Here is a 14064-nt window from a genome sequence, read left to right as displayed (position 1 = left end):
AGAAAGAATCCGATGACAACGACGTCCACACCAGCGGCGACCGGCCGGCCTGCGAGTACCGCAGCGTCGTCACCGAAGTCGCCCGCCCGCGGCATCCGTCGCCCCCGTCAGCGCAGCGAATGGAAGGGCCTCGCGTTCGTCGCCCCCTTCCTCGTGGTGTTCCTGCTCGTCTTCATCGCGCCGGTCGTCTACTCGATCTACCTCAGCCTCTACCGCGAGCAGCTCGTGGGCGGCAACGCGTTCGTCGGCTTCGAGAACTACCTCGCGCTCTTCGGCGATGCGCAGTTCTGGGAGGGCTTCGGCCGGGTCACGCTGTTCCTGCTCGTGCAGGTGCCCGTCATGCTGGGGCTCGCACTCGTCGCGGCGCTCGCCATCGACAGTGCGCGACTGCATGCGACGGGCTTCTTCCGCATCGCGATCTTCCTGCCCTACGCGGTTCCGGCGGTCGTCGCGGTGCTCATGTGGGGCTTCATCTACGGCGACAACTTCGGCCTCGCAGCGAACATCAACGACTGGCTCGGCTCGACCATCATCACGCCGTTCGCCCGCGAGTGGATCCTCGTCTCGATCGGCAACATCGTGACCTGGGAGTTCGTCGGCTACAACATGCTGATCTTCTACTCGGCGCTCAAGGTCATCCCGACCGACCTCTACGAGGCCGCCGAGCTCGACGGCGCAGGCCCGATGCGCGTCGTCACCGGCATCAAGCTGCCGGCCCTGCGCGGCGCCATCGTGATCGCGACGATCTTCTCGATCATCGGCAGCTTCCAGCTGTTCAACGAGCCGAACATCCTGCGCACGCTCGCCCCGAACATCATCACCACGTACTTCACGCCGAACATGTACGCCTACAACCTCTCGTTCGCCGGTCAGCAGTACAACGCGTCGGCCACCGTCGCGATCGTCATGGGCGTGTTCACCGCCGTGATCGCCTACGTCGTGCAGCTGCGCGGCTCGCGGAAGGAAGAGCGATGAGCACCCTCACCGAGGTCATGACCACGACGGATGCCGCGGGCGGCCGCGGTGCGTCCGGCACCCGTTCCCGTCGGCGCGGCGCCTACCGCCCGAAGTACTCCTCCCCGCTGCGCCCGCGCAAGTCGGTCGCGTTCACGCTGCTCATGGGCATCTTCGTGATCTACAGCCTCGTGCCGCTCGTGTGGTTGCTCATCAACGCGACGAAGACGCAGGCCGGCCTGTTCTCGAGCTTCGGGCTCTGGTTCGACGACGACTTCGTGCTGTTCCAGAACATCTGGGAGACGCTGACCTACAAGGACGGCATCTTCCTCCGCTGGTTCGGCAACACGCTGCTCTACGTCGTGGTCGGCGCGGGCGGCGCGACGCTGCTGGCGACGCTCGCGGGCTACGGGCTGGCGAAGTTCCGGTTCACGGGCCGCAAGGCCGTGTTCGCCGTGGTGCTCGGCGCGATCGCGGTGCCCGGCACGGCCCTCGCGGTGCCGACGTTCCTCATGTTCAGCCAGCTCGGCCTCACGAACACGCCGTGGGCGATCATCATCCCGTCGCTCATCAGCCCGTTCGGCCTCTACCTGATCTGGGTCTACGCGGTCGACTCGGTGCCGACCGAGCTGCTCGAGGCGGCGCGCATGGACGGCGCCGGCGAGTTCCGCACGTTCTTCACGATCTCGATCCGCCTGCTCGCGCCCGGCATCGTGACGGTGCTGCTGTTCACGGTCGTCGCGACGTGGAACAACTACTTCCTGCCGCTGATCATGCTGAGCGACCCCACCTGGTACCCGCTCACGGTCGGCCTCAACCAGTGGAGCGCGCAGGCCACGGGCGTTGCCGCGCAGCCCATCTACAACCTGGTGATCACGGGTTCGCTCCTGACCATCGTCCCCATCGTCGTCGCGTTCCTCGGCCTGCAGCGGTTCTGGCAGTCGGGGCTCAGCGCCGGAAGCGTCAAGCAGTGACCGAGCGGCACTGCACGGCGTGCACGACAGCACCATCCGCTCACCGGAGCGTCCTGCCCCGGAACCGCACGGCACACCATGCATCACCAAGACACACCACACGACACAACACAACGAAGTGAAGGGAATCACCATGAGCATCGCTCGCTCCGCCGTCCGGCGGACCCTCTCGGTCGTCGCAGCCGCGGCCCTCATCGGCACGCTCGCCGCCTGCTCGTCGGGCACCGGCGGCGGCGGCTCCGACGCCGGCGGCTCGGCCTCCGACCTCGACGCCGCGCTCGAGAAGGGCGGCAAGCTCACGTACTGGAGCTGGACCCCCAGCGCCGAGGCGCAGGTCGCCGCGTTCGAGGACGCGTACCCGAACGTCGACGTCGAGCTCGTCAACGCGGGCACGAACACCGAGGAGTACACGAAGCTGCAGAACGCGATCAAGGCCGGCTCGGGCGCCCCCGACGTCGTGCAGATCGAGTACTACGCGATCCCGCAGTTCGCCCTCTCCGACTCGCTCGTCGACCTCGGCGCCTACGGCCTCGGCGACCTCGAGGACCAGTACAGCGCCTCGACGTGGGGTGCCGTGAACGTCGGCGGCAAGCTCGTCGGCCTGCCGCAGGACTCGGGCCCCATGGCGCTGTTCTACAACAAGACGGTCTTCGACCAGTACGGCATCGCCGTGCCGGCCACGTGGGACGAGTACGTGCAGGCCGCGAAGGACCTGCACGCCGCCGACCCGTCGAAGTACATCACCGCCGACACCGGCGACTCGGGCTTCGCGACGAGCATGATCTGGCAGGCCGGCGGCCGCCCGTTCGAGGCCGACGGCACGAACGTGACCATCGACCTCGCCGACGAGGGCACCCAGAAGTGGACCGGCGTCTGGAACCAGCTCGTCGAGGGCGACCTGCTCTCGAGCACCCCCGGCTGGAGCGACGAGTGGTACAAGGGCCTCGGCGACGGCTCGATCGCGACCCTCGTGATCGGCGCCTGGATGCCCGGCGTGCTCGAGTCGAGCGTTCCCGACGCCGCGGGCGACTGGCGCGTGGCCCCCATGCCCACGTACGACGGCACCCCCGTCGCGGCCGAGAACGGCGGCGGCGGCCAGTCGGTCACGAAGCAGTCCGAGAACCCGGCGCTCGCGGCGGCGTTCCTGCGCTGGCTGAACTCCGACCCGGCGTCGATCGAGGTCTTCCTCTCGAGCGGCGGATTCCCGGCGACCACGGCCGACCTGAACGACCCCGACTTCGTGAACCTCGAGTCGGAGTACTTCGGCGGCCAGAAGATCAACGAGGTGCTGACGCAGGCCTCGAAGGACGTCTCCTCGGGCTGGTCGTACCTGCCCTACCAGGTGTATGCGAACAGCATCTTCGGCGACACCGTCGGCCAGGCGTACGCCAACGGCACCGACCTGAACGACGGCCTCGCGACGTGGCAGGACCAGCTCGTCGACTACGGCAACGAGCAGGGCTTCAGCGTCAACAAGTGATCGGATGCGGCGGGGTCGGCCGGCAGTCGTCGGCCGGCCCCGCTGCACACCCGCCACACCCCGCCACACCCCGCCAGCACGACCAGCACGACCAGCACGACCTCTCCACCGCCACCGGCCCAGCCGGTCAGATCCCGATCGGACGCCCCGTGACCGCCCAGCACCCGCAGAGCCGCTTCGCCATCGGCGAGACCGACTTCGAGCTCGACGGAGCCCCGTTCCGCGTGCTCTCGGGCGCGCTGCACTACTTCCGCGTGCACCCCGACCTCTGGGCCGACCGCATCCGCAAGGCGCGGCTCATGGGCCTGAACACGATCGAGACCTACGTCGCGTGGAACCGGCACGCACCGCACGAGGGGAAGTGGGAGGCGTCGGGCGGGCTCGACCTCGGCCGCTTCCTCGACCTCGTCGCAGCCGAGGGCATGCACGCGATCGTGCGCCCCGGCCCGTACATCTGCGCCGAGTGGGACAACGGCGGCCTGCCCGCGTGGCTGTTCCGCGACCGCGAGGTCGGCATCCGCCGTTCCGAGCCGCGCTACCTCGCGGCCGTGAGCGAGTACCTCCGCAACGTCTCCGAGATCGTCGTGCCCCGCCAGATCGACACCGGGGGATCGGTGATCCTCGTGCAGATCGAGAACGAGTACGGCGCCTACGGTTCCGACAAGGGCTACCTCGAGCACCTCGTCGCGGTCACGCGGGACTCGGGCATCACGGTGCCGCTAACGACCATCGACCAGCCGACGCCTCAGATGCTCGCCGACGGCAGCCTGCCGGGCCTGCACCTCACGGGGTCGTTCGGCTCCCGTACGCTCGAGCGCCTCGAGACCCTGCGCGAGTTCCAGCCGACGGGTCCGCTCGTCTGCATGGAGTTCTGGTGCGGCTGGTTCGACGACTGGGGCTCGCACCACCACACGACGGATGCCGCGGCATCCGCCCATGAACTCGACCTGCTCCTCGCCGCCGGGGGGTCGGTGAACATCTACATGTTCCACGGGGGCACGAACTTCGGGCTCACGAACGGCGCCAACGACAAGGGACGCTACGCGCCGATCACGACGAGCTACGACTACGACGCCCCGCTCGATGAGGCCGGGCATCCGACCGAGAAGTTCTGGGCGTTCCGCGAGGTCATCTCGCGCTACGCGCCGGTTCCCGACGAGGTTCCGGATGCCGCAGGGCCGGCGCCCGTGATCCAGGCACCACTCGCGATCGGGCCGTCGCTGCTCGACGCGGCTGCGGCGGGTGCGCTCGGCGACGAGGCGCCGCACGAGCACGTGCCGACGTTCGACGAGCTCGGCCACTTCCGCGGGCTCGCGCTGTTCTCGACGACGCTGGGCGCCGGCGCGGTCGACGACGACGACGCCGCCGACCGACCCGGCGTGCTGACCGTCGGCGAGGAGGTGCGCGACCGCGCCTGGGTGCTGCTCGACGGCGTGCCCGTCGGCGTCATGTCGCGCGACGCGCACGAGCGCTCGATCGTGCTGCCGCGTACGCACGGCGAGCTCGTGATCCTCGTCGAGGACCAGGGACGCGTCGACTACGGCACGCGCCTCGGCGAGCACAAGGGCCTCATCGGCGGCGTCGCGCTCGACGGCGTGCCGCTGACCGGCTGGCGCGTTCGGCCGATCGACCTCGACCGCGCGGCCGCGGCGGCTGCAGCCCCCGGCGCGGTCGGGTCGGGCGGTGCAGCGCATGCGGATGCCGCTGCCCGCCCGGGGTCCGGCGACGGCAGGGGGGCCGTCGCCGGACCCGCGTTCGCGCACGCCGTGCTCGAGCTCGAGGCACCCGCCGATCTCTTCCTCGACACGCTGCACTGGGGCAAGGGCCTCGTCTGGGTCAACGGGTTCCTGCTCGGGCGCTACTGGCGGCGCGGGCCGCAGCGCACGCTCATCGTGCCCGCTCCCGTCACGCGCGCGGGCGCGAACGAGGTCGTCGTGCTCGAGTTCGAGGGCTTCGCCGACGCCGCGGTGCGCACGCTCGCGGCGCCCGAGCTCGGCCACACCGAGATCTGACCCGGCTCGGAATGCCCGCGGCATACGCCCGGTTGTCCCCGTCATGACGATCGAACTCGACGACCACGCCACTCGCATCCTCACCGCGCCCGTCTTCGGTCACCTCGCGACCGTGCGCCCCGGCGGCGGCGTGCAGCTGAACCCGATGTGGTTCGAGCACGACGCGGCATCCGGCACCATCCGGTTCACGCACACGACGAAGCGCGCGAAGTTCCGCAACCTGCAGGCCGACCCGAACATGACGCTCGAGGCCCTCGACCCCGAGAACCCGCTGCGCTACGTCGAGGTGCGCGGACGGCTCGCCGAGGTGATCCCCGACCCCGAGGGTGCGTTCTACGTGCGCCTCGGGCAGCGGTACGGCAACCCCGAGCAGGAGGCGCCGGCCGACAAGGCCGATCGCGTGATCCTGGTGATGGCGATCGAGAAGGTCAACGGGCGCTGACCGTCGACGGGCACTGACGGTCGACTGGCACTGACGATCGACAGGCGCTGACGCCCGCCGTGAACGAGCGGTGACGGATGCCGCGGGCGGCCGCCCGCGGCATCCGTCTCACGCGTTCTCGAGCTCGGCGATGACGATCTTCTTCTGCGCCATCATCACCTGGATCTGCTCGGGCCTCCGGGTGAGGTCGCCCATGTTCGCCGGGATGATCTGCCAGCTGATGCCGAAGCGGTCCTTGCACCACCCGCACTGCTCCGACTCGGGCACGTGCGAGAGCGCGCCCCAGTAGTGGTCGATCTCGGCCTGGTCGGCGCATGAGACGACGAACGAGATCGCCTCGTCGAACATGAAGAGCGGGCCGCCGTCGAGGCACGTGAAGTCGACGCCGTTCAGCGTGAACCGCCCGTTCAGCACCTTGTCGGCCATGCCCTCGAAGTGCGCATCGAGCGACTCGTCGGGGTACGGCTCGATCGACGTGATGCGCGAGTTCGGGAACACCTGCACGTAGTACTCCATCGCCTCGCGCGCCTGGTCGTCGAACCACAGGCACGGCTGGATGGGCGAGATTCCGGTCATCGTCGACCCCCTGGCGCGCCGGCACGGTCGGTCGGTTCGCGTCGCCGATCACGCTACGCCGCCGAGGTGCGGATGTCAGCAGGGGGCCGTGGCCGGAGCAGAATGGTCTGATGACGCGAAGCGAGCGCCCGATCAGCACCGTCGACTACCACACGGCAGGCGAGCCGTTCCGGATCGTCGCCGACCCGGGAGTGCCGATCGAGGGCGCGACGGTGGCCGACCGCCGTGCGTTCGCGATCGGAGACGCCGCCGTCGACGGGCTGCGCCGGCTGCTGTGCTTCGAGCCGCGCGGCCACGCCGACATGTACGGCGGGTTCATCACGCCGCCCGACGACGCGGGCGCGCATCTCGGCGTGCTGTTCTGGCACAAGGACGGCTTCTCGACGGCCTGCGGGCACGGCACGATCGCGCTCGGCGCGTGGGCGGTCGAGACCGGGCTCGTCGCCGTCGACCCGAGCGGCGTGACCGAGGTCGTCATCGACGTGCCGTCGGGCCGGGTCACGGCACGCGTCTCGACCGACGACTCGGGCACGGTCACGAGCGTCGACTTCGTCAACGTGCCGAGCCGGCTCGTGGCCGAGGGCCTGCGCGTGTCCACCGGCAGAGGCGAGCTGACGGTCGATGTCGCCTACGGCGGGGCGAACTACGCGATGCTCGACGTCGCCCAGGTGGGGCTGTCGATCGAGCCGGCCGACGTCGCCGAGATCATCGCGCTCGGACGCGAGGTCAAGTGGCTCCTCGACGACTCGGATGCCGCGCAGCACCCGACCGACCCGCGCCTGAGCGGCATCTACGGCACGATCCTGTTCGAGCGCCTCGGCCGTGACGCCGACGGGCGCCTGCACCAGCGCAACGCGACCGTCTTCGCCGACGGCGAGCTCGACCGGTCGCCCTGCGGGTCGGGCACGGCGGCGCGCGTCGCGGCCCTCACCGCGCAGGGCGAGCTCGAGTTCGGCGAGACGCTCGTGCACGACTCGATCGTCGGGTCGAGGTTCCACGCCCGGGCGATCGAGCGGGTCGGCGAGGGCGTCGTGCCCGTCGTCACCGGCATGGCCTACCGCACGGGCACCTCGACGTTCACGGTCGATCCGCGGGATCCGCTCGTGCCCGGGTTCGTGCTGCGATGAGCGCCCGCATCGAGGTGCTGGATGCCGCGGGCACGCGTTCGCGGCTGGGCTACCGTTCGGCCGTCGACGCGCTCGAGGCCGCACTGCTCGACGGGTTCGACCCGTCGACCGACGTGCCGCGCACCGCGTCGCCCCTCGGAACCGCGGAGGCGCTGCTCATGCCCTCGGCCGTCGGCGACGCCGTCGGGGTCAAGGTGCTCACCGTCGCACCCGGCAACCCCGCGCGCGGGCTGCCGCGCATCCAGGGCGTGCACCTCGTGTTCGACGCCGACACGATGGCGCCGGTGCTCGTGCTCGACGGCTCGGTGCTCACGGGCATCCGCACCCCCGCGGTGTCGATGGTCGGTGCGCGGCGGGCGCTCGTCGAACGGGCGGCCGCACGGGCTGCGGTCCCGACGGCGGCAGGGACCGCCGAGCCGCTCGACGTGGTCGTGTTCGGCACCGGGCCGCAGGCGATCGCGCACGTCGAGGCGCTGCGCGAGGTCTGCCCCGAGCTGACGCTCGGGCGCGTGACGCACGTCGCGCGCCGGGCGCCGGGCGACCCCGCCGTGCTGGACGGCGGCGAGTTCGTCGCGGCGGCCGACGCGGCATCCGTCGCCCTCGTGCTCGGGCGGGCCGGGCTCGTCGTCTGCGCGACGACCGCGCGCGAGCCGCTGTTCGACTCGACGCTGCTCGCCGACGACGTCGTGGTCGTCGCCGTCGGATCGCACGAGCCCGACGCCCGCGAGCTGGACTCGGCGCTCATGGCGCGCGCGGACGTCGTCGTCGAAGACGTGGTCACCGCGCTCCGCGAGGCCGGCGACGTCGTGCTCGCGGTGCACGAGGGCGTGCTCGCGCCGGCCGCGCTCGTGCCGCTCGCCGACGTCGTGACGGGGCGGTGGGCGGCCGCAGGCGCGGGCGTCGACGCCGACGCCGACGCCGTTCGACCGCTCGTCGTGAAGACCACGGGCATGTCGTGGGAGGACGCGGTCGTCGGGCGCACCGCGCTCGCGCGCTGACGGAGCGTGCGGCGCCGGACCGCGGCATCCGGACACGTCCTGTCCTCGGCCCGGCGTACGCTCGGCGGCATGACCGGACCCGCGAGTGAGAAGTACGACGTCAAGCGTGAGCACCGGGCGCTGTACGCGCCCTCGGCGAGGGAGTTCGTCGTCGTCGACGTGCCGCCGCTGCGCTACCTCGCGATCGACGGATACGGCGACCCGAACACGGCCGAGACGTACACGCGAGCGGTCGAGGCGCTGTTCGGCGTCGCGTACGCGGTGAAGTTCGCGAGCAAGCGCGAGCTGGGCCGGGACTTCGCGGTCGCACCGCTCGAGGGGCTGTGGTGGGCCGACGACCGGGCTGCGTTCGTCGCGCGCGACAAGGGCGCCTGGAGCTGGACGATGCTCGTGAACCAGCCCGACTGGATCGACGAGCCGGCGGTCGCCGCCGGTGTCGAGGCGGCCAGGGCGAAGGCGGTGAAGGCCGGGGTCGAACCGAATCCGGCCCTCGACCTGCTGCGCCTCGAGCACCTCGTCGAGGGGTCATCGGTGCAGATCCTGCACGTCGGGTCGTACGACGACGAGGCGCCGACCCTCGCGCGGCTGCACGACGAGTGGATGCCGCAGCACGGGTTCGCCTTCAACGGTCCGCATCACGAGGTCTACCTCGGCGACGCCCGGCGCACGGCGCCCGAGAAGCTGCGCACGGTGCTCCGGCAGCCGGTGCGTCCGGTCTGACGTGGGCGCGGTCCGATTCGCTTGATGCGAATGAAGTGCAACTGATGGGTTGCGCATCGGTCGACAACATGCAACTCTGGGGTTGCACTGATCGACCGAGAGGAACGAGAATCATGAGCATGACCGACAATCAGGCATCCGTCGTCGACGAGGCTGCCTACGCGGTGCGCCGCACCATCCGCATCGCCGCACCCGTCGAGAAGGTCTGGCAGGCCGTGACCGAACCCGCGCACATCTCGCGCTGGTTCGGCCGCACCGAGCTCGACGGCGCGGGCCCCGGCGCACGGGGCAGCATCACGTTCGAGGGCTACGGCCGGGTGCCGCTCGCCATCGAGGCCGTCGACGCGCCCCGCAGCATCTCCTACCGCTGGGGCAACGACGACGCGCTCGGGCACCTGCGCGACGAGCTCGACGACCACGCCACCGTCTTCACCTTCACGCTCGAGGCCGTCGAGGGCGGCACCGAGCTCACGGTGGTCGAGACCGGCTTCGACCGCACCTCCGACCCGGCGAAGAACATGGCCGAGCACGCCGAGGGCTGGGTCTCCGAGCTCGACAAGCTCGTCGCCCTGCTCGAGGGCGACGCGTGACATCCGAGACGCTGGTTCCGGTGTTCGCCGCCCTCGGCGACGAGACCCGGTGGTCGATCCTGGCCGCACTCGGCGAGGGCGACGCCTCGGCGTCCGCCCTCGCCGGGCGCCTGCCCGTGACGCGTCAGGCCATCGCCAAGCACCTCGCCGTGCTGCAGGAGGTCGGCCTCGTCGAGCCCGTGCGCGTCGGCCGCGAGGTGCGCTTCCGGGTGATCGGCGCGCAGCTCACCGAGACCGCGCGCGGCCTCGAGACCGTCGGCGCCCAGTGGGACCGTCGCCTCGCCGCGATCAGGGAGATCGCCGAGGGGCTCTGACGGCGCGACCCCCGCTCGCCGGATGTCGCGGGGTCTCTCGTCGCGGTCCAGCCGTGCGACTTCACGTGCGCGACTCAGGATGCCGCCGACGACACGCCGCGCCCCGGCACCTGTTCGTCCGCATGTCGTCGTCCGTGTCCGGAGTTGCGCCGCGTTGCGCATGCGCCGCAGCGGGGAACGTGCGTCCAGGGGATCCCGCTCGCCGGATACGGTGGACGGATGGACGCCTGCGCCGCCCTCGCGGACTCGATCGAGCAGCTCGCCCGGCGCGGGCACACCGACCGGCACTTCCTGAAGGAGCTCGGGCGCGTCGGCGGCGTGCGGCGCGGCGTGTTCTGGTTCACGGATGCCGCGTCGGGAGGCAGCAACCGGTTCAGGGGGCGCGGATTCCGTGCCGAGTTCGACGACGACACCAACGGGCAGGCGCGGCACTTCGCGGGCACCGTCGCGGTCGCGGCCCGCGTCGGCGGTCGGCTGGCGCAATGGCTCACCACGTACGTGCTGCGCGACGGGCCCGACACGGCCGACGGGCGGCTCAGCGCCGAGGCGATCGAGTTCGTGCGCGTGATCCGCACGGGCGAACTCGCGCAGTCAGAAGCCGCCGGCTGGGTGCGCTCGCGACTGTGCGCGGCCGGCGCGCTCGACGCCTGACGGCTGGCGTCTGACGGGCTGACGGACGCCGCCTCACCTCTGAGGCCCGCGACGGGCCGCGGCGCACCACCTCGACACGGCGGTGCCCCCGGCGGTTCACCGTGGCGAAACCCTCCGTTCAGCGCCGAACGGTCGAGTAGGCGGCGACCCCTCACATCTCGTCAGGAGCCCCTCCATGCCCTTCTCCCCATCCATCCGTCGTGCGTCCGCGATGGTCGCGGCGCTCGCCGTGACCTCCGGCGCGGCGCTGCTCGCGACGCCCGGCGCGGCGCTCGCCGCAGACGGTGCCGCACCCGGCGTCGTCGTCAACGAGATCGTCTACGACACCGTCACGCACGGCACCGTCGACTCGATCGAACTCTTCAACGCGTCATCCGCACCGGTGGATGTCTCGGGCTGGGCCGTCATGGACGACAAGCGCGTCGAACGCGGCACGATCCCGGCGGGCACGACGCTCGCGGCGGGCGGCTTCCTCGTGCTCCAGAAGGACGCCACGCCGCTCGGATTCCCGTTCGGGCTCGGCAAGGGCGACGAGGTCGTGCTCGTCGATGCGGCGAACGCCGTCGTCGACTCCTACGCCTACCTGGCGACCGCACCGCTCGCCGACTGGTCGCGCTGCGCCGACGGCGGCGCGTGGGCGCACGCCACGGCCGTGACACTCGGCTCTGCGAACGTCTGCGCCGCCCCTGAGGAGCCCGCGAAGCCCGGTTCGGTCGTGCTGAACGAGGTCGACTCGGGCCCCGCCGACTGGATCGAGCTCATCAATCCGGGCGAGAGCGCCGTCGACCTGAGCGGCTACGAGGTGCGCGACAACAGCGACGACCACCGCTGGTACTTCGCCTCGGGCGCCTCGATCGCCGCAGGCCAGCGTCTCGTCGTCGAGGCCTCGACCATAGGTGCGGATGCCGCGGGCGCGCCCCTCGAGTTCCAGGCCGCGATCGGCATCGGCGGGTCCGACTCGATCCGCATCTTCGACAAGGCCGGAACGCTGCTCGACAGCTACACCTGGAACGGCCACCCGGCCATCGACGGCAACGAGGCCGCGGCGAGCTACGCGCGCTGCCCCGACGCGACCGGCGACTTCGCGCTCGCACGCGTGACGCCCGGCGCGGCGAACGACTGCGTGCTGCCCGCGATCGCGATCAACGAGGTCGAGTCCAACGGCGACGCGACCGACTGGGTCGAGGTCATCAACACGGGCGCGACGCCCGTGGACCTGTCGGGCTGGACCCTCATGGACAACGACCCCGTGGGTCACGCCGCCGACGTCACGCCGGTGGCATCCGGAACCCTGCTCGCACCGGGTGCGCGTTTCGTGTTCGACGGCGCGACGCACTTCTCGTTCGGACTCGGAGCGGCGGATGTCGCGACGATCCGCAATGCGGTCGGCCTCACGGTCGTCGAGTACGCGTGGACCGCGCACGCCGCCGTCACCTGGGCGCGCTGCCCCGAGGGCACCGGCGCGTTCGTCGACGCCGCGACCTCGACCAAGGGTGCTGCGAACGCGTGCGGCACCGGCCCGACGGATCCGACCGACCCGACCGACCCGACCGATCCCGTCGTCGTGGCCTGGCCCGGTGCGGCCGACGTGACGGTCGTCGACGAGGCGGCCATGTTCCTCAGCGACTCGTCGGGCCTCGACACCCAGCAGACGGCCGACGGCGTCGTGCTCTGGGCCGTCGACAACGGCACGGGCACGTTCTGGAAGCTCGACGCGAAGGCCGACGGCGGCGTCTCGTTCGCCGACGGCTGGACCGAGGGCAAGCGCGTGCGGTTCCAGCGCGACGCCGGCAGCCCGGCCAAGGCCGGCCCCGACACCGAGGGCATCACGGTCGCGAACGACGGCCGCATCTACATCGCCTCCGAGCGCGACAACGCGAACAAGGGCGTGAACCAGAACACGATCCTCGCCGTCGACCCCGAGGCCGCAGGCCCCGACGTCGTCGCCGCACAGGAGTGGGACCTCACCGCCTCGCTGCCGCAGGTCGCCGCGAACACGGGCCTCGAGGCTGTCGAGTGGGTCGCCGACAGCGACCTGAAGGGCCTCGTCGACGCCAACACGGGTGCGATCTACGACCCCGCCGACTACCCCGGTCACGGCGACGGCCTGTTCTTCGTCGCGGTCGAGGACAACGGCGTGGTCTACGCGTATGCGCTGAACACCGATGGCTCGTTCGCCCAGGTCGCCTCGATCGACCCCGGTCTCGGTGGCGTCATGGCCCTCGACTACGACACCGTGCTCGACCAGCTCTGGGCCGTGTGCGACAACGGCTGCGAGGGCGAGGCCGCGCGCATCGCGTTCACGGGCGCCGAGCCCACGATCGTGCACGTCGCACGACCGGCCGGCATGCCGAACCTCAACAACGAGGGCTTCGCGACCGCTCCGGCGTCGCTGAGCTCGGCCGACCCCGCGCCGTCGCTCGTCACGACCCGCCCGGTGTGGTGGTTCGCCGACGGCGAGCGTCCGGGCGCACTGCGCACCGGCACGCTGCCCGGCGCGGTCGTCACCGACCCGACGGACCCGACCGACCCGACGGACCCGACGGATCCGACCGACCCGACCGACCCGACCGACCCGACCGACCCGACCGACCCGGGCACCGCGCCCGCGCCGATCGACGAGGCGCTGCTCACCGACGCGAACCGCGGCGGCGTCACGGCTCCCGCGACGGCCGTGCCCGGTGCGAAGCTGCCCGTGAACGTGGGCGTCGCGCACGCCGGCGAGACGGTCTGGGGCTGGGTGTACTCGACCCCGACCTCGCTCGGCTCGGCCGCAGTCGGCCTCGACGGCATCGTCACGGTGACCCTGCCCGACTCGCTTCCGGCGGGCGAGCACAAGGTCGCGATCCTGGCCGCCGACGGCACGCTCATCGGCTGGGCGCCGTTCACCGTGGCCGCTGCGACCGGCGACCCGGGCACCGGTGGCACCGACACCACGACGGCCGGCACGACGAACGGGCTCGCCCATACGGGCGCCGACCCGTGGGCCGCGCTCGGGGTCGCGGGTGCGCTGCTCGTCCTCGGCGCAGGCGCAGGCGTGATCGCGCTGCGTCGCCGCCGAGCACAGGCCGCCGCCGAGTAGCGACCTCGCACCACCACGACGGGCGGATGCCGCGCAGCCACGTGCTGCCGCGGCATCCGCCTCGTCGTTCGGCCGTTCACCGGCGTTCCGCGCCGGGCGCGGTCGCGAGCACGGGTGCGCCCGCGGGATGCCGTGACGCCGTGA

At 71.5% G+C, this 14064-nt stretch carries 13 protein-coding genes; 12 read left to right on the top strand and 1 reads right to left on the bottom strand.

Annotation, left to right across the window (positions count from 1 at the left end; translation table 11 throughout):
- Positions 1–12: 12 nt before the first annotated feature.
- The 5 genes from GQR16_RS14165 to GQR16_RS14145 all read left to right on the top strand — a co-directional run bounded on the left by GQR16_RS14165 (position 13) and on the right by GQR16_RS14145 (position 5862).
- On the top strand, positions 13–975 hold the full coding sequence (locus GQR16_RS14165; protein ID WP_157415809.1) for a carbohydrate ABC transporter permease: 963 nt from the start codon (positions 13–15) through the stop codon (positions 973–975).
- Positions 972–1928 carry a carbohydrate ABC transporter permease gene (locus tag GQR16_RS14160; protein ID WP_157415808.1) on the top strand — a complete coding sequence of 319 codons (957 nt, stop codon included), beginning with the start codon at positions 972–974 and terminating at the stop codon, positions 1926–1928. Before GQR16_RS14165 ends, GQR16_RS14160 begins: the two co-directional genes overlap by 4 nt.
- Positions 1929–2061: 133 nt before the next feature.
- Positions 2062–3408 carry an ABC transporter substrate-binding protein gene (locus GQR16_RS14155; RefSeq protein ID WP_157415807.1) on the top strand — a complete coding sequence of 449 codons (1347 nt, stop codon included), beginning with the start codon at positions 2062–2064 and terminating at the stop codon, positions 3406–3408.
- Positions 3409–3557: 149 nt separating this feature from the next.
- Entirely contained in the window at positions 3558–5420 is a 1863-nt protein-coding gene (locus tag GQR16_RS14150) for a glycoside hydrolase family 35 protein (RefSeq protein WP_157415806.1), read from the top strand.
- A 43-nt stretch (positions 5421–5463) separates the two neighbouring features.
- Positions 5464–5862: a PPOX class F420-dependent oxidoreductase gene (locus tag GQR16_RS14145; RefSeq protein WP_157415805.1), complete on the top strand. Its 399-nt coding sequence runs from the start codon at positions 5464–5466 to the stop codon at positions 5860–5862.
- 108 nt (positions 5863–5970) lie between these two features.
- Here GQR16_RS14145 and GQR16_RS14140 read toward each other — a convergent pair whose 3' ends face one another.
- Complete coding sequence (locus GQR16_RS14140) at positions 5971–6438, bottom strand: VOC family protein (protein ID WP_157415804.1); 468 nt, start codon at positions 6436–6438, stop codon at positions 5971–5973.
- 110 nt (positions 6439–6548) lie between these two features.
- Between GQR16_RS14140 and GQR16_RS14135 the strand changes: the two genes are divergently transcribed.
- The 7 genes from GQR16_RS14135 to GQR16_RS14105 all read left to right on the top strand — a co-directional run bounded on the left by GQR16_RS14135 (position 6549) and on the right by GQR16_RS14105 (position 13920).
- A complete protein-coding gene (locus GQR16_RS14135; protein WP_157415803.1) occupies positions 6549–7565 on the top strand; it encodes a proline racemase family protein in 1017 nt (338 codons plus the stop codon).
- A complete protein-coding gene (locus GQR16_RS14130; protein ID WP_157415802.1) occupies positions 7562–8563 on the top strand; it encodes an ornithine cyclodeaminase family protein in 1002 nt (333 codons plus the stop codon). The genes GQR16_RS14135 and GQR16_RS14130 overlap by 4 nt, the downstream gene beginning before the upstream one ends.
- Before the next feature lie 69 nt (positions 8564–8632).
- Positions 8633–9283, top strand: a complete 651-nt coding sequence (locus GQR16_RS14125; RefSeq protein ID WP_157415801.1) for a GyrI-like domain-containing protein — start codon at positions 8633–8635, stop codon at positions 9281–9283.
- A 119-nt stretch (positions 9284–9402) separates the two neighbouring features.
- A complete protein-coding gene (locus GQR16_RS14120) occupies positions 9403–9873 on the top strand; it encodes an SRPBCC domain-containing protein (RefSeq protein ID WP_246200852.1) in 471 nt (156 codons plus the stop codon).
- Positions 9870–10187 (top strand): ArsR/SmtB family transcription factor, encoded by a 318-nt coding sequence (locus GQR16_RS14115; RefSeq protein ID WP_157415799.1) that lies wholly within the window; start codon positions 9870–9872, stop codon positions 10185–10187. The genes GQR16_RS14120 and GQR16_RS14115 overlap by 4 nt, the downstream gene beginning before the upstream one ends.
- Before the next feature lie 219 nt (positions 10188–10406).
- Complete coding sequence (locus GQR16_RS14110) at positions 10407–10838, top strand: hypothetical protein (RefSeq protein ID WP_157415798.1); 432 nt, start codon at positions 10407–10409, stop codon at positions 10836–10838.
- Between the two features lie 175 nt (positions 10839–11013).
- Complete coding sequence (locus GQR16_RS14105; RefSeq protein WP_170298511.1) at positions 11014–13920, top strand: lamin tail domain-containing protein; 2907 nt, start codon at positions 11014–11016, stop codon at positions 13918–13920.
- The last annotated feature ends 144 nt before the right edge of the window (positions 13921–14064 follow it).

Source organism: Agromyces allii (genome assembly GCF_009749385.1).
Taxonomy (GTDB): Bacteria; Actinomycetota; Actinomycetes; order Actinomycetales; family Microbacteriaceae; genus Agromyces; species Agromyces allii.
This window is presented reverse-complemented; position numbering and strand designations above follow the sequence as displayed.

Bases quoted from the DNA above. Each gene is read 5' to 3' on its own strand.
- GQR16_RS14160 (WP_157415808.1), top strand. From the start codon at position 972: ATGAGCACCCTCACCGAGGTCATGACCACGACGGATGCCGCGGGCGGC.
- GQR16_RS14135 (WP_157415803.1), top strand. From the start codon at position 6,549: ATGACGCGAAGCGAGCGCCCGATCAGCACCGTCGACTACCACACGGCA.
- GQR16_RS14110 (WP_157415798.1), top strand. From the start codon at position 10,407: ATGGACGCCTGCGCCGCCCTCGCGGACTCGATCGAGCAGCTCGCCCGG.
- GQR16_RS14140 (WP_157415804.1), bottom strand. From the start codon at position 6,438: ATGACCGGAATCTCGCCCATCCAGCCGTGCCTGTGGTTCGACGACCAG.
- GQR16_RS14125 (WP_157415801.1), top strand. From the start codon at position 8,633: ATGACCGGACCCGCGAGTGAGAAGTACGACGTCAAGCGTGAGCACCGG.
- GQR16_RS14155 (WP_157415807.1), top strand. From the start codon at position 2,062: ATGAGCATCGCTCGCTCCGCCGTCCGGCGGACCCTCTCGGTCGTCGCA.
- GQR16_RS14165 (WP_157415809.1), top strand. From the start codon at position 13: ATGACAACGACGTCCACACCAGCGGCGACCGGCCGGCCTGCGAGTACC.
- GQR16_RS14130 (WP_157415802.1), top strand. From the start codon at position 7,562: ATGAGCGCCCGCATCGAGGTGCTGGATGCCGCGGGCACGCGTTCGCGG.
- GQR16_RS14145 (WP_157415805.1), top strand. From the start codon at position 5,464: ATGACGATCGAACTCGACGACCACGCCACTCGCATCCTCACCGCGCCC.
- GQR16_RS14120 (WP_246200852.1), top strand. From the start codon at position 9,403: ATGACCGACAATCAGGCATCCGTCGTCGACGAGGCTGCCTACGCGGTG.
- GQR16_RS14105 (WP_170298511.1), top strand. From the start codon at position 11,014: ATGCCCTTCTCCCCATCCATCCGTCGTGCGTCCGCGATGGTCGCGGCG.